Genomic DNA, 18,243 nt, shown 5'->3' with positions numbered 1-18,243 from the left:
AATGGCGTAAAATGAACGAGGCCAGCCATGATGGCGCTGGCCATCCATACGTTCATTTATTCATTGCTGCACCATGCGGGACATCCTATGAGCAACACCGCCATCCTCGTCGACGGCGCGTTTTTCCTCGCGCGTTACCGCAAGGTATGGAGCGAGCGCGACGCCAATGACGCCCGCACCGTGGCCAAGACCGTGTTCGGCATGGCACTGGAGCATCTCAAGGCGCTCGACCGTCCGCGCGAATCCTTGTACCGCATTTTTTTCTACGATTGCCCGCCGCTGGAAAAGCGCTTCGTGCGACCGATCAGTGGCGAGAGCATCGATTTCGGCCGCACCCCCGCCGCGGACTTTCGCCGTGACCTGCACGACCAGCTGCGCCGCCAGCGCAAGATGGCGCTGCGCCTGGGCCGGCTGGCCGAGCGCGGCGAGTGGAAACTGAAATACCACGCCCTGCAGCAGTTGCGCGACGGCACGCTGGATTCGGACCAGCTCGGCGACGAGCATTTCGAACCGGACATGCGCCAGACCCAGGTCGACATGAAGATCGGCGTCGACATTGCCGCGCTGTCCTACAAGAAGCTGGTGGACCAGATCATCCTGGTCGCCGGCGATGCCGATTTCATTCCGGCGGCGATGCTGGCCCGCGACGAAGGTATCGATTTCATTCTCGATCCGATGTGGCAGGGTATCGCGCCGGATCTGCACGAACACATCGACGGCCTGCAATCGGTGTGTCCGCGGCCGTTCTGAAGCGCGCTTGCGGGTTTGCCGAAACGCTTGTCCACCATTTCTGCACGTTGGGGTCGCCACCTTAAGTGGCATCAGGTTCCAGGAGTCGTCCATGAAAAGCTTGTGGGTTGCCGCGGGATGTGCGGTGTGGCTGGCCGGCGCGCCGGCCTTGGTGCAAGCGCAGCAGGATCAGCCGGATGGCGAGCTGGTGCCGCCGACCAGTGCCAGCGATTTCACCGCCAGCCAGCTCGACACGGTGCTGGCCGGCACCTGGCGGCCAGCGGCCGATCGGGCGCGTGACGCCTATCGCCATCCCAAGGCCACGCTGCAGTTCTTCGGCATCCAGCCCGACCAGACCGTGGTGGAGATCAATCCTGCCGGCGGCTGGTACAGCGAGATCCTGGCGCCGTTGCTGCGCGACAACGGCGACTACGTGGCCGCCGAGCCCGCGCCATCCGGCGGCGCCGAGGCGAAGCGCAGCGACAGCACGCTGCGCGCGAAATTCGCGGCCAATCCGGCGGTGTACGGCAAGGCGCACATCGTCGAATACGATCCGAAGGCGCCGGTGTTCGGCCCGCCCGGTTCGGCCGATGCGGTGCTGACCTTCCGCAACGTGCACAACTGGGTGCAGGCCGGCACCGCGCCGGCGATGTTCAAGGCGTTCTTCGCCGTGCTGCAACCCGGCGGCGTGCTGGGCGTGGTCGACCACCGCGCGCCTGCCGGCGCCACGCTGGCCGCGGTCAAGGGCAGCGGCTACCTGCCCACCGCCTACGTGGTGAAGCTGGCCACGGCGGCCGGCTTCAAGCTGGATGCACGCAGCGAGATCAACGCCAATCCGAAGGACACCAAGGATTACCCCAAGGGCGTGTGGACCTTGCCGCCGACGCTGGCGCTGGGCAGCAAGGATCGGGCGAAGTACCTCGCCATCGGCGAATCCGATCGCATGACGCTGCGCTTCGTGAAGCCGGGGGCGCCGGCTGCGGCCGCTTCCACTGCCGTTTCCCCGCTCTGAGCATTCGCTCGGCATGCGCATGCTGATCGCGCTGAACAAGCCGTACGGCGTGTTGTGCCAGTTCACCAGCGACGAGGGTCGTCCGACTCTCGCCGACCATGTGCGGCAGAAAGGCGTTTACGCCGCTGGCCGACTCGACCACGACAGCGAAGGCCTGTTGCTGCTTACCGACGATGGCCGCCTCGCGCATCGTCTGACCGACCCGCGCCACAAGCAGCCCAAGACCTACCTAGTGCAGGTGGATGGTGCGGTCACCGATGAAGCCGTGGCGGCGTTGCGTCGCGGCGTGTTGCTGAAGGATGGCCCCACGCTTCCCGCCGGCGCCGAACACGCGGCCGAGCCGGACTGGTTGTGGCCGCGCGATCCGCCGGTGCGCTATCGCAAGAGCATTCCCACCAGCTGGCTGTCGATCACCCTGCGCGAAGGCCGCAACCGCCAGGTGCGGCGGATGACCGCTGCCGTGGGGTTTCCCACCTTGCGGCTGATCCGGGTGCGAATCGGGGCGTATGCGCTGGATGGCTTGGCGCCGGGGGAGACGCGGGTGCTGGCCGGGTGAGGGTTTGCCCGTGAAGCAGGTGTCTCACTGGATTCCGGCCTGCGCCGGGATGACGAGTCGGAGAGGTGGTCGCTGCCAGAAATGGAGTCGCCCCCTTGTTGCACCTCGCGCAAGCGGCGCGGGCATTCACTCTCGAAGGACATCCCAGGATTATTCCGGACAGCAGTGAGCCTGCGCCGGAATGACGGTGGAGAGAGGGCGTTGCGTAGCATCGAGGATCGCCGCAACCGCCGTCACGCCAGTCCGAAGAACGCCTCTGCCGTGACCGTGCTGTTCGCCGCGGTGACCTCGACAGCCTCACCCCGATCGCGGGCGATTTCCTCGCAGATGTGCTTCAGGTACATGGGTTCGTTGCGGCGGTGGCTGGGCTGCGGGCGTACTGTGCGCGGCAACAAATAAGGGGAGTCGGTCTCGATCATCAGCCGGTCGGCAGGAATCTCGCGCACGAATTCGCGCAGATGGGAGCCGCGGCGTTCGTCGCAGATCCAGCCGGTGATGCCGATGTGGCAGTCCAGCGCGAGGTAGTCGTGCAGGGCTTCGCGGGTGTCGGTGAAGCAATGCACCACCATCGCCGGCACGCGGTCGCGCCAGCGGCGCAGCAGGGCCAGGAAGTCCTCGTGGGCATCGCGCTGGTGCAGGAACAGCGGCTTGCCCAGTTCTGCGGCGATCGCGAGCTGCCGTTCGAACGCCGCCAGCTGCGCCTCGCGCGGCGAGAGATGGCGGAAATAATCCAGCCCGGCTTCGCCCACCGCGCGCACTTCCGGCTCGTGCGCCAGCTCGCGCAGGCGTGCGTCGACGGCGTCGTCGTACTCCGCCGCATGGTGCGGATGCACGCCGGCGGTGGCGTACAGCAGGCCGGGATGCGCGCGCGCCAGCAGCAGCGCTTCCTCGCTGCCTTCGCGCGAGGCGCCGGTGACGACCATGCGCGCCACCCCATGGTTCCGCGCACGCGCCAGCACATCGTCGAAATCGTGACGGAAGGATTCGTGCGTGAGATTGGCGCCGATGTCGATGAGCTGCATGGGGAACCCAATGAAAACAGGTATTGTCCCAGACCCATGGCTGTCGGCAAGCCTGGCGTCCAGGCTGAACGCCAGGCGGGTTGGGGGCAATTGCGTGTCACGGTTGCGATGTCGTGCTCGCCTGCCGCTTGGCCAATGTGTTACCTATGATGGTTCGCCGTGGCACGTCGGGGGGCGGGCACGGTCGGGGAAGTGTTTTACTGGCAGTCGCGATTCACAAGCGGGGTGGCATATGTCGGCAGTCGTGCAGCCGGCGCAGGATGGGGGACGGGCGGTCGTGGATGACCGCGAAACGGCAGTGTGCGCGCTGCTGGTTGCCCGTGGGCGCCTGAAGGACAACGATCTGGCGCGTGCGCGTCGATTGCACGAGGAATCGCCCGACGGCACGCTGACCGCGCTGCTGGCGCGCCTGGGGCTGGTCTCCGAGCGCGACCTGGCCGAGGCCTGGTCGGAATTGCTCGACGCACCGCTGCTGGTCGCCAAGGAAGCACCGGAGTTGCCGCCGGCCGAACTGGACCTTTCCGTGCGTTTCCTCAAGCAGCAGCACGTGGTGCCGCTGCGCGACGGCGACGACGGGCTGGCGCTGGCGGTGGCCGATCCGGCCGATCCGTATCCGCTGCAGGCGGTGTGCCTGGCCGCCGGCAAGCCGGTGGCGCTGCGCGTGGGCCTGCGTTCGGAGATCGATGACCTGATCGAGCGCTATTACGGCTCCGGCCGCTCGGCGATGGGCACCATCGTGGAGAACCTCGACGGCAGCGCCAGCGTGGAAGACGACGTCGAGCATCTGCGCGACCTCGCCTCCGAGGCGCCGGTGATCCGGCTGGTCAACCTGATCCTGCAGCGCGCGGTCGAACAGCGCGCGTCCGACGTGCACATCGAGCCGTTCGAGAACCGGCTGAAGGTGCGCTACCGCATCGACGGCGTGCTGCATGAGGTGGAAGCGCCGCCGTCCAGTTCCACCGCGGCGGTGATCTCGCGCGTGAAGATCATGGCCAAGCTCAACATCGCCGAGCGCCGCCTGCCGCAGGACGGGCGCATCCAGTTGCGCGTGCAGGGCAAGGAACTGGACCTGCGCGTGTCCACCGTGCCGACCAGCTTCGGCGAGTCGGTGGTGATGCGTATCCTCGATCGCGAATCGGTGGTGTTCGATTTCGCTTCGCTCGGCTTCACCGACAATTTCCAGCAGCGCTTCGTCGACGTGCTGGATCGGCCGCACGGCATCCTGCTGGTCACCGGCCCCACCGGCTCGGGCAAGACCACCACGCTGTACACCGCGCTGTCGCAGATCAATACGCCCGACGTGAAGATCATCACCGTCGAAGACCCGGTCGAATACCAGATCGAGGGCATCAACCAGATCCAGGTGAAGCCGCAGATCGGGCTGGATTTCGCCGGTGCGCTGCGCTCGATCGTGCGCCAGGATCCGGACGTGATCATGATCGGCGAAATGCGCGACCTGGAAACCTGTCGCATCGCGATCCAGTCCGCGCTGACCGGCCATCTGGTGTTGTCCACGCTGCACACCAACAGCGCGGCCGGCGGCATCACCCGCATGCTCGACATGGGCGTGGAGGATTACCTGCTCGGCTCCACTGTCAACGGCATCCTGGCGCAGCGACTGGTGCGCCGGCTCGATCCGGAAACGGCGATTCCGTACGAACCGTCGCCGGAAGTCATCAAGCAGTTCGAGCTGGAGAAATACACCGACGAACGCCCGATCCGCCTGTGGAAGCCCGGCAGCAGCGCGGCCAACCCCACCGGCTACCGTGGCCGCCGTGCGATCATGGAATTCCTGGTCATGAGCGATCCGCTGCGCCGGCTGGTGATGCAGAAGGCCGACGCCGGCGAGATCGAGAAGCAGTCGCGCGCCGAAGGCATGCGCACCATGTACGAAGACGGCATCGCCAAGGCCGTGGCCGGCGTCACCACCCTCGAGGAGGTGCTGCGTGTCACGCAGGAAGGCTGACGTGTTTTCTCCCTCTCCCCGCCGGGGAGAGGGCCGGGGTGAGGGGCGGGTGCTCGCGAGAGTGTCTGTTCGTGCGGCATCGCTCTTGGCGAGTTCATCGCGAGCACCCGCCCCTCACCTCAATCCTCTCCCCAAAGGGGAGAGGAGGTTAAAGGCGTGAGCCAGTTCCGCTACAAGGCCGTCAGTGCCGCCGGTGAAACACTGCAAGGCCAGATGGAAGCGGCCAGCGTCGAGGAAGTGATCGGCCACCTGCAGGACCAGGGCCACACCCCGCTGGAAGCACAGCCGGCGGATACGGCGGGTGGCGGTTCCGGCTTTGCCGCGCTGTTTGCGCGTGGCCCGTTCACGGGCGACCAGCTCGCCCAGTTCACCCACCAGTTGGCGACCCTGCTTGGCGCCGGCCAGCCGCTGGATCGCGCACTCGGCATCCTGCTCGACCTGCCCGAGGGCGAGCGCGCGAAGAAGCTGATCGAACGCGTGCGCGATCGCGTGCGCGGTGGCACGCCGTTGTCGCAGGCGCTGGAAGAGGAGCACGGCGTGTTCCCCAAGTTGTACATCTCGCTGGTGCGCGCGGGCGAGGCGGGTGGCTCGCTGGAAGAAACCCTGCGCCGGCTCGCCGATTACCTGGAACGTTCGCAGCAATTACGCGGCACCATCATCAATGCGCTGATCTATCCGGCCTTCCTGATGGTGGGCGTGCTCGGTTCGCTGGTGTTGCTGCTGGCTTACGTGGTGCCGCAGTTCGTGCCGATCTTCCAGGACATGCAGGTGCCGATCCCGTGGATCACTCGCGCCGTGCTGGCGTTGGGCAACTCGCTGCAGGCGTGGTGGTGGCTGATCCTGATCGTGCTGGTCGGTGGCGTGTTCGTGTGGCGTGCGCGCATGCGCGATCCGGCCTTGCGGCTGGCGTGGCATGCCCGCCTGTTGACCATGAAAGTGGTCGGTCCGCTGTTGCTGAAGGTGGAAACCGCGCGCATCGCGCGCACCCTGGGCACGCTGCTGAAGAACGGCGTGCCGTTGCTGTCGGCGTTGGGCATCGCCCGGCAGGTCACCTCCAATCGCGCACTGGACCAGGCGCTGGTGCAGGCCGCCGAGCAGGTGAAGGACGGCGGCGGCCTGAGCCTGGCGCTGGCGCAGGCGAAACACTTTCCGCGGCTGGCGATCCAGATGGTGCAGGTGGGCGAGGAAGCCGGCCAGCTCGACACCATGCTGCTGAAGGTGGCCGACACCTTCGAACTGGAATCACGCCGCAGCATCGATCGCCTGCTGGCCGCGCTGGTGCCGGCGCTGACCATCGTGATGACCGTGCTGGTGGCGATCATCATGGCGGCGATCCTGATGCCGCTGCTCAACCTCACCAACAATATCCAGTGAGCCCGACCACGGGACACACCACCCTTGCGCACCGAAAGGATGCGCACCGAACGGAGAAGCGATCCATGCAGTACCGACAACCGGGTTTCGGAAACAGGCGTCGCAGCCGCGGCTTCACCCTGCTGGAGATGCTGGCGGTGATCGTGCTGATCGGCATCATCGGCACCATCGTGGTGCGCCAGGTCGGCCACAGCGTGGACAAGGGCAAGTACGGCGCGGGCAAGGCCCAGCTCACCACGCTGGGCCAGGACATCGACAGCTATTCGCTGGACAACGGCAGCCCGCCGCAGAGCCTGGACGCACTGGTGACCAAGCCGGCCAATGCGCCGAACTGGCAGGGCCCGTATGCCAAGGAATCGCAGTTGAAGGATCCGTGGGGCCACGCATTCGGTTACCAGTATCCCGGCCAGCATGGCAATTACGACCTGATCTTCTACGGCCAGGACGGTCGCCCGGGTGGCACCGGTTACAACGCCGACGTGGGCAACTGGCAGTAAGCATGGCGTCGATGCCGCCCCGCGTATCCTTGTTTCTCCCTCTATCTACACGGGGGGATCGGGCGCGGTTGTGGCTTTGCGGCAAGACGGCCCCCCTCTCCAGTCCGATGTTCCGTCATCCCGGCGAACGCCGGGATCCAGCGACTTCAGGCTCTGAAGTGCGCAAGGCGCTGGATTCCAGCGTTCGCTGGAATGACGGGCTATTCGCCATGTCGCCAAAGTTCAGGGCATGGCTCTCCAGCCCTTCTTCCGGATTGAGTCCGAAGCAGGCTCGGCGAGCAGAGAAGGGAGCGAAAACGCGGCATTTCCAGCACGGCTTCACCCTGCTCGAAATGCTGGCGGTGATCCTGTTGATCGGCATCGCCGCTTCGGCCGTGGCAATTTCGGTCACGCACGGACTGGCCAGCGCGCGCATCAACGCCGCCAGTGGTGAATTGGCCGCCGCATTGCGCGCCACGCGTGCGCAGGCGATCGTGCACGGTGCACAGCGCAACTTCGTGCTGGACACGCGCGATGCGCGTTATCACGGGGCGAGTGGGCGCGAAGTGCAATTGCCGCACGGCATGCGCGTGGGCATCACCAGCGCCAGCATGGACCAGGGGCGTGATGGCACCGCGCGCATTCGCTTTTTCCCCGACGGCAGCTCCACCGGCGGGCGCATCACCTTGCAGAGCGGGCAGCGGCAATGGCACGTCAACGTGTCGTGGCTGACCGGCGCGGTGAACGTGGTCGATGTGGTGAAACAGCCATGACGGCCATGCTGCAGACCACGGGCTGGCGACATGATGATTCGCCATGGGCGGGAAGGCGGCTTCGCGCCCGCCGCCAGGGCGGTTTCAGCCTGCTGGAGGTGATCGCCGCGATCCTGCTGCTGGCGATCACCTTCGCCGCGCTGATGCAGGTGGCCGGTGGTGCGATCGGGCTGACCCGCCGCGCTGCGGCGCATGACGAAGCGGCGATGTGGGCACGCAGCAAGCTGGACAGTGCCTTCGTGCTGGACGGCCCGAAGCCGGGCGTCACCGCCGGCCGTTTCGACAAGGATTATCGCTGGCGCCTGCAGGTGACGCCGTGGACCGCGGCAGGGGTATCGCAAGGCGGCATGATGCGGCTGTACCGGCTCGACCTGGAAGTGATGTGGGGCACGGCATCGCATCCGAATCGCGCGCGCTTCACCACCTTGCGCGCGGCGGTCGTCACGCCGGGAACGTCGTCATGAAGCGCATGGCCGGCTTCACCCTGCTCGAAGTGCTGGCCGCGCTGATGCTGCTGGCGTTCCTGCTGGTGGGCGTGTATTCGGGCATCCACACGGCCACGCGCACCGTGCATGCGGGACAGGCGCGGATCGAGCAGTTCGACCAGATCCGGGCGGCGCAGCACTTCGTGCGCAGCGAGCTGGCACAAGCCCTGACGCAACCGATTGCGCACGACGAGCATGGCTTGCCGCTGTACTTTTCCGGCGATGCGCACGAGATGAAGTTCGTGGCGCCGCTGCCCGGTTATCTGGGCCGGCTCGGCCCGCAGTTGCAGCAGTTGAAGCTGGTGCCGGGCGACAACGGCAGCCTGCAACTGGAGGCGAGTTTCGCGATCCTGCCGCCGGATGGCAGCGAGCCGGAGCCGTTGGGCGACGCGCAGGTATTGCTGTCCGGCATCACCAGTGGCGGTTTCGATTATCGCGGACGTGATCGCCAGGGCCACCCCGGCGATTGGCAGGGCGACTGGAAGGACGGTCATCGCCTGCCTTCCCTGGTGAGCATCCACCTGGAACTGGATGGTGGCCGCGACTGGCCGACGCTGCAGACGCCGTTGCGGGTGAACGCCAGCGCCACGCGTGGCGCCAACGATCCGTTGCGTGGCTTGCGTGCGCAGGGGGTGGTGCGATGAAGCGCCATGTGCCGGCACGTTCCCAGCGTGGCGTTGCGCTGCTGGTGGTGCTGTGGGCGTGCACGCTGCTGGCGATCCTGCTGGGCGGTTACGCCGCGATGGCGCGCACCGAAGGTCTGCAGGCGCGTTACCAGTTCGAGCAGACCCGCGCGCATTACGCGGCCGAGGCCGGTTTGATGCGCGCGGTTTATGCGCTGCAGGCGCCGGACATGGCCAACCGGTGGACCGCCGACGGACGCAGTTACCCGTTCCGTTTCGATGGGGCTTCGGTGAGCGTGTCGGCCACCGACGAAGGCGGCAAGGTGGATCTGAACACGGCCAAGCCCGAGGTGCTGGTCGGCCTGTTCCGCGCCGCCGGCGAAAACGACAGCCAGGCTGCCGCGCTGGCCAAGGCGGTGGTGGAGTGGCGCAGCTTCGCGATCAGCAACGAACAGAAGGCGCAGCGCAAGGCCGCCTATGTCGCAGCGGGGCGCAGCTATGGCCCGCGCAACGGTGCGTTCGCCAGCGTGCAGGAAGTGCAAATGGTGCTGGGCATGACGCCGGCGCTGTATGCCAGGGTGTCCCCGGTGCTGACGATCTGGTCCGGACGACCCAGTCCCGATCCGGCCACCGCGCCACCGCTGGCGCTGGCTGCGCTGGGCATGACGCCGGACGCCGTGCGCGCGGCGCTGGCCAAGCGCGCCGCCGCCGATGCGCACGCGTCGGGCTTGGCTGGCGGTGGTGGGGTAACGCATAGTATTCGTTCGGTCGCGGTGCTGGCCGATGGAACACGCGCCGTATTGCGCGCCACGGTGCGGTCGCAGGTGGCCCAGCCCGGTTCGTCGGGCTTTGCCGTGTTGCGCTGGCAGGAGGGGAATGGAGAATGAATGCCGCATCGCAATCGCTGCGTCCGCAGCTCGATCGCTTGCGCCGGGCCTGGCGCGGCTCGCCGCTGCCGGGCTTTTTCGCCTGGTGGGGCGGCGAGCTGCGCAACCTGTTGCCGGTGCGCTGGCGCATGCTGTTCGGCGGCGGCGCGGTTTGGCATCTGCTGCAACACGACGACGGGCAGTGGGTTCTGCGTCGTGCCGGTGATCCCGCGCCCTTGGCGCGCTGGGATGACAGCCTGGATGCCCCGGCCCAGCAGGCGGCATTGAGCGGTGCCACCGTCGGCACCGCGCCGCAGGATCTGCGCCTGGCGTTGTGCCTGAGCCCTGACGCGGCGCTGCGTCGGCGCCTGCCGTTGCCGCTGGCGGCGCGCGACAACCTGCGCCAGATCGGTGCCTTCGAGATGGACCGGCAGACCCCGTTCCGCGTGGAGCAGGTGCATTACGACATTCGCGAATGTGTCGGTGCCGCACCGACGGGGCGCTTCAACGCCGAGCTGGTGGCGGTGCCGCGCGGCTTGCTCGATGCGCAGTTGCAGCGCCTGCGCGAGGCCGGTATCGCGGTCGATGCGGTGGATCTGTCCGAGGGCGCGAGCCGGCTTGGCGTGAACCTGCTGCCGCGCGAAAACGCGCGCGTGCGGCACGATCCGCGACGTCGACTGAATCTGGCGCTGGCCGCTGGCATCGTGCTGTTGCTGCTGCTGTGCCTGGGCCAGTGGTTGCACAACCGCGAGGATGCGCTGGCCAGCATGCAGGCGCAGGTCGACAGCATGCGCGGCCAGGCACAACGGGTCGCCTTGTTGCGCCGGCAATTGCAGGACAACGCGGGCGCCGCCGGTTTCCTGGTCCAGCGCAAGGCGCAGACCATCACCGTGCTGGATGTGCTGCAGGAGCTAACTGCGCGCCTGCCCGACGACACCTGGCTGGAACGCTTCACCCTCGACAGCAGCGGACACATCGGCTTCCAGGGCCAGAGTGCAAAAGCGGCGAGCCTGGTCGATGCCCTGCAAAACAGTCGCCTGATCGCCAATCCCGGTTTCCAGGGCGTGATCCAGCGCGATCCGTCCACCGGCAAGGAACGCTTCTACATGGTCGCGCAAGTGCAGGCGCCCGCCGCCACGAAACCCGCCGGGGCGACATCGACCGCGCCGAAGGCTTCGCCATGAAGCTCAAGCCGCTCAAGCCCGTCGAAAGTCGCATCGCGGCGATCCTGCTGTTGCTGGTCGCGCTGGCGCTGGCTTATCTGGTGTTGTTGCACTGGTGGTTCGTGGCGCCGCTGCAAAGCGTGAGTGGGGCGATGGACGACCTGCGCCTGACCCAGGCGCGCTACGCCGCCACGATCGCCGAGCAGCCGCAGTTGGAACAACGACTGGCCTCGCTCGGCCAGGGCCAGGCGGACAGCCACGCCTTCCTGCCCGAGCGCGATCCCAGCGCGGCGGCGGCCGGGCTGATGCAGCGCGTGGTCGACGATGCCGCGGCGCATGCGCAGGACGGCAGTTGCGAGGTCACCCAGAAGATGCCGGTGCCGGATTCGCCGAACCAGAACGATGGACCGTATCGCCGCGTGTCGGTGAGCATCAGCCTGCGTTGCGGCATGCGTCCGCTGGTCGACCTGCTGTACACGCTGGAACACGGCACGCCGTACCTGTTCGTGAGCGATTTCAGCCTTTACCGCAACCCGGTGGCGGCCCAGGACAAGGCCGCTGGCGGCATGCTGGAAGTGCAGTTCACGCTGTACGGCTACGTGCGTGGCGCGGCGCCTGCGGGAACACCCGCGACCCGCAGCGAACCGGACGGGGAGGACGCGTCATGAACGCTGCCACCCAACGTCGACTGACGCCGTGGCTGATCGGTGGCGTGGTGATCCTGGGCGCGGTTTTGCTGGCGTTGCTGTCCGGTGTCGGGCGCGACGTGCGCTGGAGCCCGCCGCACCGCGCCGCGCCGCTGCCGCCCGCGCGCAAGGTGGCGCTGCCGGCACCGCCGTTGCTCGACAGCTATGCCGCGGTGTGGCAACACCCGTTGTTCAACAGCGACCGCAAGCCGATCATGGATGATGCCGGTGGCGCGCACGTCAGCCTGGGCGACCTCGAACTCACCGGCATCATTCTCACGCCCGAGCTGCGCATGGCGTTGCTGCGCGACAAGAGTGCAGGCGACAAGGCCGATGCGACGGAAGTGCGCGTGCGCCAGGGCGATTCATTGCCCGATGGCAGCTGGAAACTGATCGGGCTCAAGCCGCGCTCGGCCGTGTTCGCCTCGGCCACCGGGCGTACCGTGCTGGACTTGCCGGCGGGTGCGCCGATCGACGCACCGGCTGCCGGTGCCTCGGCCGCGCCAGCGTCACCGGGTCGCCAGCCGCAGGCGCACGCAGCCGAGCACATGCATCAGGTCAACGCGCCGATGTCGATGCGTGGCCCGCATGCCGCTCCACCCGCCATTCCACCCCCGCCGCAGGGCGCGCAACTGCAGCGCATGCTCAAGCTCAAGGCCGCCATTCTCAAACAGCGGGCCCGGGAACACCGGGCCGACGACGGAGTACATTGATTCATGCCTCGCACGCCCATGCATCCGCTTCTTCGTGTCGGCGCCGTCGCGCTGGCTGTCCTGCTTGCCGGCTGCGCCAGCATGCCCCGGCCTCATGACGACGGTGCGCTGCAGCGCGAGGCCATGGCCGGCACCGAGCTGCCGCCGCCGGCACCGTTGCCGCTGGACCACAATCCGCCAACCTCGGGGGCGGCGCCCGCGCCGCAGATCAGCCGCGGCAGCGGCCGGTTCATCCGTCCCACCGCGCTGGCGCATCCGCGCAAGGCGGCCAGTGGCAGCGGTGCGGTTACTTTCAACTTCGAGAACCAGCCGGTGCAGGCGGTGGTGAAGGCGATCCTCGGCGATCTGCTCAAGCAGAACTACACCATCGTGCCGGGCGTGCAGGGCAACATCTCGTTCTCCACCTCCGAACCGGTGGAGTCCAGCCAGGCACTGCCGATTCTGGAGACGCTGCTGTCGTGGACCAACAACGCGCTGGTGCGCCGCGACGGCGGCTACGTGGTGATGCCGGAGAAGGACGCCACCGCCGGCAACCTGGTGCCCAGCCTGGGTGCGCCTGCGCCGATGGCCGGCCTGCAGGCGCGGCTGTTTCCGCTGCACTACATCTCGGCGACCGAGATGCAGAAACTGCTGAAGCCGTTTGCGCGACCCAGCTCGATCCTGCTGGCCGATACGGCGCGCAACCTGATCGTGTTGTCCGGTACGCCCGATGAGCTGGACAACTATGCGCGCACCATCCGCACCTTCGACGTGGACTGGCTGCGCGGCATGTCGGTGGGCGTGTTCAACCTGCAGCATGCCGGCGTGGACGAGGTGATGCCGCAGCTGGACAAGATGTTCGGTCCGAAGGGTGACACGCCGCTGGCCGGCATGCTGCGCTTCATCCCGATCAAGCGCACCAATGCGCTGGTGGTGATCAGCACGCAGCCGAACTACGTCAACGAGGTCGGCCAGTGGATCACCAAGATCGACCAGGGCGGCGGCAACCAGCCGCAGCTGTATGTGTATGACGTGCGCAACATCAAAGCCTCGGACCTGGCCAAGTACCTGGCGCAGATCTACACCAACAGCGGCGGTGGTGGTGGCGACAACGGTGGCAAGGTGGGCCCCGGGTTGGCGTCCGGTTCGCTTGGCCTGGGCAACAATGCGAATGGCTCGGCCAGCGGCATGGGCAGCAGCGCGGGCAGCTTCGGCAGCTCCACCACGTCAGGCGGTTTTGGCGGTTCGTCGGCGGAGGGCGGCAGTGGCCTGGGTGGCCGCACCGGCGGTTCGGGTAGCAGTTTCGGGGGCGGTGCCGGCGGTGGCATGAGTGGCGGCATGCCCGCGATGGGCAATGGTGGCAGCGGCAGCAGTGACCAGCAGTACGCCTCGTCCGACGGCAGCATCAAGATCAGCTCGGTGGACAGCAACAACCAATTGCTGGTGCGCGCGCGGCCCTCGCAATGGGCCGAGATCGAGGAGGCGATCAAGAAGCTCGACAACGTGCCGCTGCAAGTGCAGATCGAGACGCGCATCCTGGAAGTGACGCTGCAAGGACAATTCCAGTTCGGCGTGCAGTGGTATCTGGAAGGATTGACCGGCAGCACGGGTACGCCAGGCAGTTCCAATTTCACGCCCGGACAGCCTTATCGACACCGCCAGATCGCCTTGGGTGCCGGCGGCAATGCGTTCACTGGCCAGCCGTTCTTCTATTCGTTCCTCAACAGCAAGATGCAGGTGGCGGTCAATGCGATGGAAAGCAACGACAACACCAAGACCTTGTCTGCGCCCTCGCTGGTGGTGCTGAACAATCAGGTAGCGCACATCCAGGTGGGCGACCAGATTCCGATCAACGAAACCTCGTTGGTTGGATTGGGCGGCGATGCCACCACGACCGCGAGCCAGGTGCAGTACATGGATACGGGCGTGATCCTGAACGTGCAGCCGCGGGTGAATCCGGGTGGCTTGGTGTACTTGAACGTGCAGCAGCAGGTGAGCACGCCGGGTGCCCAGAATGCGCAGGGCAACTACACCATTTCGCAGCGCGCGATCGGTACCCAGGTGGCGGTGCAGAGTGGCCAGACGGTGTTGCTGGGTGGTTTGATCGAACAGAACAATGACACCAACGACACCGGCATTCCCGGGCTGAACCGCATCCCGGTGCTGGGGCGGCTGTTCGGCTCCACCAACCGGACCCGCAAGCGCACCGAGCTGATCGTGCTGATCACGCCGCGGGTGATCCGCAACAGCAGCGAGGCACGCGAGATCACCGACGATTACCAGCGCGAGTTCGAGTCGTTGGCACCGTTGCGTGCGGCCAGGGCGAAGGACGCGGCGCAGACCATGCCGGTGCATTGAGCCAGCCGCTTTGCCTATAGGAGCGCACCCTGTGCGCGATGCTTTCAAGAGCCATCGCGCACAGGGTGCGCTCCTACCTCTGACCCCTCTCGCAGGTGCCGCTATCATGCGAGCACATGACACGCTCCACCCCCATTTTTCCGATTACCCCACTGCTGCCGGAAATCCGCGCCTCACTTGCGGCCAATCCGCGGCTGGTGCTGGAAGCGCCACCCGGCGCCGGCAAGACCACCCAGGTGCCGCTGGCCTTGCTCGATGCCGAGTGGCTGGCGGGGCGCAAGATCGTGGTGCTGGAGCCACGGCGCATCGCCGCCCGTGCCGCGGCGCAGTTCATGGCGCGCCAGTTGGGCGAAGAGGCGGGACAGACCGTTGGTTATCGCATCCGCTTCGAATCGAAAGTGAGTGCGGCGACTCGCATCGAGGTGGTCACCGAAGGCATCCTCACCCGGCTGATCCAGGATGATCCCGAGCTGACCGGCATCGGCGCGATCCTGTTCGACGAATTCCACGAGCGTCACCTGGCCGGTGATCTTGGCGCCGCGTTGGCGCTGGACGTGCAGGCCACGTTGCGCCCGGATCTGCGCCTGCTGGTGATGTCCGCCACGCTGGACGGCGAGCGCATCGCGCAGTGGCTGGATGCGCCACGTATCACCAGCCCGGGGCGCAGCTTCCCGGTCCGCATCGAGCATCCGCCGGCACGCACGCAGGAAAGCCTGGAACACCAGGTCGCCCGCGTGGTGAAGCAGGCCCTGGCCGAGAACGATGGCGATGTGCTGGTGTTCCTGCCGGGGCGCCGCGAGATTGCGCGTGCGCAGGCGGTGCTTGAAGAAACCCTCTCCCTCCGGGAGAGGGTGGCCGGAGGCCGGGAGAGGGTACGGGCGGAGCGTGACGTCGAAGCTTCGCCGAACCCTCACCCTCGATCCCTCTCCCGAGGGGAGAGGGAAGAACATCTCGACATCGTGCCGTTGCACGGCGAACTCTCGCTGGCTGATCAGCAACTCGCACTGTCACCCGCCGATCCGGGTACGCGGCGCATCGTGCTGGCCACCAACGTGGCCGAATCCAGCGTCACCTTGCCGGGTATCCGCGCCGTCATCGACAGCAGCCTGGCACGCGAGCCGCGCTTTGATCCGAATTCCGGCTTCACCCGGCTGGAGACGGTGCACATCTCGCAGGCTTCGGCCGACCAGCGCGCCGGTCGCGCCGGTCGCGTGGCGGAAGGCACGGCGTACCGACTGTGGCCGCAGAGTCGGCGACTGGATGCTTCGCGCACGGCGGAAATCATGCAGGCGGAACTGTCCGGCCTGGCGCTGGAACTGGCGGCCTGGGGAAGTGCCGAATTGCCATGGCTCGATCCACCGCCTGGCGGCGCAATGGCGCAAGCGCGCGAGCTGCTTCGTGCACTCGGCGCGCTGGATGCGGACCAGCGCATCAGTACACTGGGTCGGGGCATGCTCGCGTTGGGCACCGCCCCGCGGCTCGCGGCCGCTGCGTTGCGTGCGCCACTCGAACATCGCGCGCTGATTGCCGACCTGCTGGCACTGATGGACGCGCGCTCGCCGTTGCGTGGCGAGCAGGCGCGCAGCGACGATTTCCGGGTTCGCGTCGCCGCCTTGCATGCCTGGCGTGATCGTTGCGCTGCCGGTGCCCGCGGCCATGCGGCCGACAGCGGCGCGCTGGCTGCGATCGAGCAGGCGGCGAAAGGCTGGCGTCGACGCCTGGACGTGCGCAGCGCCGCCAGTGGCGTGCCGGACAGCCATGCCGTCGGTGACCTGCTGTCGCACGCGTTTCCCGATCGCATCGCGCATCGCGACGAAGCCAATCCGTTGCGCTACACGCTGGCCAACGGCCGCGGCGCGCGCCTGCACGAACAAACCGCCTTGCTCGGCGAGCCGTGGCTGGTGGCGCTGGACCTGCGCTTCGAAGCGCGTGACAGCCTGATCTTGGCCGCTGCGCCGCTCGACTCGCGCGCGCTGGAACGCGACTTTCCGCAACGCTTCGTCACAGCACGCACGCTGCGCTGGAACGACGCGCGCGATGCGGTGGAAGCGTTCGAGGAACGCCGTTTCGGCGCGATCATGCTGGCGCGCCACAGCGTCCCGGTGCGGCCGGAAGATGCCTTGCCCGCGATGCTGTCGGCGATCCGCAGCAAGGGACTCGATGTGTTGCCGTGGAGCGAGCACGCGCGGCGTTTGCGCCTGCGCATGCAGGCCTTGCGTACATGGATGCCCGAGACGGATCTGCCCGATGTCTCCGACGCCGCGCTGCTGGCCACGCTCGATCACTGGCTGGCGCCCTACCTGCACGGCAAGCGTCGGCTGGATGCGCTGGACGGGGAGGAACTGACGCAGGCGCTGGCCAGCCTGTTCGATCACGAGCAGCGTCGCCTGCTGGATGCGCAAGCGCCGGACAGCCTGCGTGTCCCCAGCGGGCAGACACGTTCGCTGGACTACGTGCCGGGCGAGCCACCGGTGCTGGCGGTGAAGTTGCAGGAACTGTTCGGCCTGGCCGATACGCCGCGTGTCGGCGGCGGTCGCATTCCGGTGACCTTGCACCTGCTGTCGCCGGCGCGGCGGCCGATCCAGGTCACGCAGGACCTCAAGGGCTTCTGGGAGCGCACCTATCCGGAAGTGAAGAAGGAGCTGAAGGGGCGCTACCCGAAGCATCCCTGGCCGGATGATCCGTGGACGGCCGTGCCCACCCATCGCGCCAAGCCGCGTGGTACCTGATCACGCGCCGGCTTCAGGCTTCGGCCTTGAACGTGCGACCGAGCTCGGCACCGCGACCGAAGTAGTGACGAAACACGTAGAACAGTGGCTGGTAACGGCGGGTGTCGATATGCGAGGTACCGGGAATCACGATGTTGGCGTGGGCATGCACGCGGCGGATTTCCAGCTTCAGCGTGACATAGCCGCCGGCATTGTCGTGCCATGCAGGAATCGACTGTGGCGTGGCGCGATGCAGGCGCGCCTCGAGTTGTAGCGGCGCCTCGGCAATACGCGGCGGCGCCACGTCCAGCGACGGCACCGCATGCCAACCCGCCAACGCGAACTTGTCCGCTGCGTGGCGATAGCCGGTGGCCTTCTTCCATGCCGGCACGGGGTTGCGGCCACTGGTGGGTGCCAACCGCTCGACCGCAGCATGCATGTCTTTCCCGGCCACGTTCAATACGCACTCGCGCTCGCGCAGCAGGTTGGCGAGTCCTTGTCCGCCGTCGGCCAGACCAATCACCACGTGGTCTGCCAGTGCCCAGGCTGAGGACATCGGCGTGATGTTGGTCGAGCCATCCGGATTGCGCGTGGTGATCAGCAGTATCGGCGTGCCGAAGTAGAGGATCGACGGCTGGATTACGAGAGTGTCGGGGATGTGGCGGATGTCCATGCATCCAGTGTCGCGATCGGCTGCATTTGATGTTTCGCTGCATAACGAAACGGCACGCGCACGCGCGGGGCTAGACTGTTG

Annotated in this window: 17 protein-coding genes; 15 read left to right on the top strand and 2 right to left on the bottom strand. The window is 67.1% G+C overall.

The window, feature by feature from the left end; translation table 11 throughout:
• Positions 1-87: 87 nt before the first annotated feature.
• The 3 genes from AB7849_RS04800 to AB7849_RS04790 all read left to right on the top strand — a co-directional run bounded on the left by AB7849_RS04800 (position 88) and on the right by AB7849_RS04790 (position 2,297).
• Entirely contained in the window at positions 88-750 is a 663-nt protein-coding gene (locus AB7849_RS04800) for an NYN domain-containing protein (RefSeq protein WP_037098266.1), read from the top strand.
• Between the two features lie 91 nt (positions 751-841).
• Positions 842-1,741: a class I SAM-dependent methyltransferase gene (locus AB7849_RS04795; protein ID WP_008208321.1), complete on the top strand. Its 900-nt coding sequence runs from the start codon at positions 842-844 to the stop codon at positions 1,739-1,741.
• Positions 1,742-1,760: 19 nt separating this feature from the next.
• Positions 1,761-2,297: a pseudouridine synthase gene (locus tag AB7849_RS04790; RefSeq protein WP_037098263.1), complete on the top strand. Its 537-nt coding sequence runs from the start codon at positions 1,761-1,763 to the stop codon at positions 2,295-2,297.
• A 233-nt stretch (positions 2,298-2,530) separates the two neighbouring features.
• Here AB7849_RS04790 and AB7849_RS04785 read toward each other — a convergent pair whose 3' ends face one another.
• Positions 2,531-3,319, bottom strand: coding sequence for a TatD family hydrolase (locus AB7849_RS04785; protein ID WP_008212962.1), 789 nt, complete (start codon positions 3,317-3,319; stop codon positions 2,531-2,533).
• A 232-nt stretch (positions 3,320-3,551) separates the two neighbouring features.
• On the opposite strand from AB7849_RS04785, the gene gspE reads away from it, so the two are divergent.
• The 12 genes from gspE to hrpB all read left to right on the top strand — a co-directional run bounded on the left by gspE (position 3,552) and on the right by hrpB (position 17,510).
• Positions 3,552-5,285: a type II secretion system ATPase GspE gene (gene gspE / locus AB7849_RS04780; protein ID WP_008212960.1), complete on the top strand. Its 1,734-nt coding sequence runs from the start codon at positions 3,552-3,554 to the stop codon at positions 5,283-5,285.
• 156 nt (positions 5,286-5,441) lie between these two features.
• Entirely contained in the window at positions 5,442-6,659 is a 1,218-nt protein-coding gene (gene gspF, locus AB7849_RS04775) for a type II secretion system inner membrane protein GspF (RefSeq protein WP_008212958.1), read from the top strand.
• 65 nt (positions 6,660-6,724) lie between these two features.
• Entirely contained in the window at positions 6,725-7,156 is a 432-nt protein-coding gene (gene gspG, locus AB7849_RS04770) for a type II secretion system major pseudopilin GspG (protein ID WP_092701410.1), read from the top strand.
• A gap of 254 nt (positions 7,157-7,410) precedes the next feature.
• Positions 7,411-7,908, top strand: coding sequence for a type II secretion system protein (locus tag AB7849_RS04765; protein WP_439822706.1), 498 nt, complete (start codon positions 7,411-7,413; stop codon positions 7,906-7,908).
• On the top strand, positions 7,905-8,372 hold the full coding sequence (locus AB7849_RS04760; protein ID WP_369500658.1) for a type IV pilus modification PilV family protein: 468 nt from the start codon (positions 7,905-7,907) through the stop codon (positions 8,370-8,372). Before AB7849_RS04765 ends, AB7849_RS04760 begins: the two co-directional genes overlap by 4 nt.
• On the top strand, positions 8,369-9,037 hold the full coding sequence (locus AB7849_RS04755) for a prepilin-type N-terminal cleavage/methylation domain-containing protein (RefSeq protein ID WP_008212948.1): 669 nt from the start codon (positions 8,369-8,371) through the stop codon (positions 9,035-9,037). The genes AB7849_RS04760 and AB7849_RS04755 overlap by 4 nt, the downstream gene beginning before the upstream one ends.
• Positions 9,034-9,903 (top strand): general secretion pathway protein GspK, encoded by an 870-nt coding sequence (locus AB7849_RS04750; RefSeq protein ID WP_369500656.1) that lies wholly within the window; start codon positions 9,034-9,036, stop codon positions 9,901-9,903. Before AB7849_RS04755 ends, AB7849_RS04750 begins: the two co-directional genes overlap by 4 nt.
• Positions 9,900-11,066: a PilN domain-containing protein gene (locus tag AB7849_RS04745; RefSeq protein ID WP_008213039.1), complete on the top strand. Its 1,167-nt coding sequence runs from the start codon at positions 9,900-9,902 to the stop codon at positions 11,064-11,066. Before AB7849_RS04750 ends, AB7849_RS04745 begins: the two co-directional genes overlap by 4 nt.
• Positions 11,063-11,713 carry a type II secretion system protein GspM gene (gspM, locus tag AB7849_RS04740; protein WP_008213041.1) on the top strand — a complete coding sequence of 217 codons (651 nt, stop codon included), beginning with the start codon at positions 11,063-11,065 and terminating at the stop codon, positions 11,711-11,713. Before AB7849_RS04745 ends, gspM begins: the two co-directional genes overlap by 4 nt.
• A complete protein-coding gene (locus tag AB7849_RS04735) occupies positions 11,710-12,444 on the top strand; it encodes a hypothetical protein (RefSeq protein ID WP_369500654.1) in 735 nt (244 codons plus the stop codon). The genes gspM and AB7849_RS04735 overlap by 4 nt, the downstream gene beginning before the upstream one ends.
• A 3-nt stretch (positions 12,445-12,447) precedes the next feature.
• Entirely contained in the window at positions 12,448-14,781 is a 2,334-nt protein-coding gene (gspD, locus tag AB7849_RS04730; RefSeq protein WP_369500652.1) for a type II secretion system secretin GspD, read from the top strand.
• Between the two features lie 116 nt (positions 14,782-14,897).
• A complete protein-coding gene (gene hrpB, locus AB7849_RS04725) occupies positions 14,898-17,510 on the top strand; it encodes an ATP-dependent helicase HrpB (RefSeq protein WP_008214098.1) in 2,613 nt (870 codons plus the stop codon).
• Positions 17,511-17,523: 13 nt separating this feature from the next.
• Here hrpB and AB7849_RS04720 read toward each other — a convergent pair whose 3' ends face one another.
• Positions 17,524-18,162, bottom strand: coding sequence for a flavin reductase family protein (locus AB7849_RS04720; RefSeq protein WP_008214097.1), 639 nt, complete (start codon positions 18,160-18,162; stop codon positions 17,524-17,526).
• Positions 18,163-18,243: the final 81 nt, after the last annotated feature.

Origin of the sequence: Rhodanobacter sp. FW021-MT20, assembly GCF_041107475.1 — a bacterium.
Classification (GTDB): Bacteria; Pseudomonadota; Gammaproteobacteria; order Xanthomonadales; family Rhodanobacteraceae; genus Rhodanobacter_A; species Rhodanobacter_A glycinis.
This window is presented reverse-complemented; position numbering and strand designations above follow the sequence as displayed.

Coding starts and splice junctions, on each gene's coding strand:
- AB7849_RS04745 (WP_008213039.1), top strand. CDS start 9,900: ATGAATGCCGCATCGCAATCGCTGCGTCCGCAGCTCGATCGCTTGCGC.
- AB7849_RS04790 (WP_037098263.1), top strand. CDS start 1,761: ATGCTGATCGCGCTGAACAAGCCGTACGGCGTGTTGTGCCAGTTCACC.
- AB7849_RS04755 (WP_008212948.1), top strand. CDS start 8,369: ATGAAGCGCATGGCCGGCTTCACCCTGCTCGAAGTGCTGGCCGCGCTG.
- gspD (WP_369500652.1), top strand. CDS start 12,448: ATGCCTCGCACGCCCATGCATCCGCTTCTTCGTGTCGGCGCCGTCGCG.
- AB7849_RS04795 (WP_008208321.1), top strand. CDS start 842: ATGAAAAGCTTGTGGGTTGCCGCGGGATGTGCGGTGTGGCTGGCCGGC.
- AB7849_RS04720 (WP_008214097.1), bottom strand. CDS start 18,162: ATGGACATCCGCCACATCCCCGACACTCTCGTAATCCAGCCGTCGATC.
- hrpB (WP_008214098.1), top strand. CDS start 14,898: ATGACACGCTCCACCCCCATTTTTCCGATTACCCCACTGCTGCCGGAA.
- gspG (WP_092701410.1), top strand. CDS start 6,725: ATGCAGTACCGACAACCGGGTTTCGGAAACAGGCGTCGCAGCCGCGGC.
- AB7849_RS04750 (WP_369500656.1), top strand. CDS start 9,034: ATGAAGCGCCATGTGCCGGCACGTTCCCAGCGTGGCGTTGCGCTGCTG.
- AB7849_RS04800 (WP_037098266.1), top strand. CDS start 88: ATGAGCAACACCGCCATCCTCGTCGACGGCGCGTTTTTCCTCGCGCGT.
- AB7849_RS04735 (WP_369500654.1), top strand. CDS start 11,710: ATGAACGCTGCCACCCAACGTCGACTGACGCCGTGGCTGATCGGTGGC.
- gspM (WP_008213041.1), top strand. CDS start 11,063: ATGAAGCTCAAGCCGCTCAAGCCCGTCGAAAGTCGCATCGCGGCGATC.
- gspE (WP_008212960.1), top strand. CDS start 3,552: ATGTCGGCAGTCGTGCAGCCGGCGCAGGATGGGGGACGGGCGGTCGTG.
- AB7849_RS04760 (WP_369500658.1), top strand. CDS start 7,905: ATGACGGCCATGCTGCAGACCACGGGCTGGCGACATGATGATTCGCCA.
- AB7849_RS04785 (WP_008212962.1), bottom strand. CDS start 3,319: ATGCAGCTCATCGACATCGGCGCCAATCTCACGCACGAATCCTTCCGT.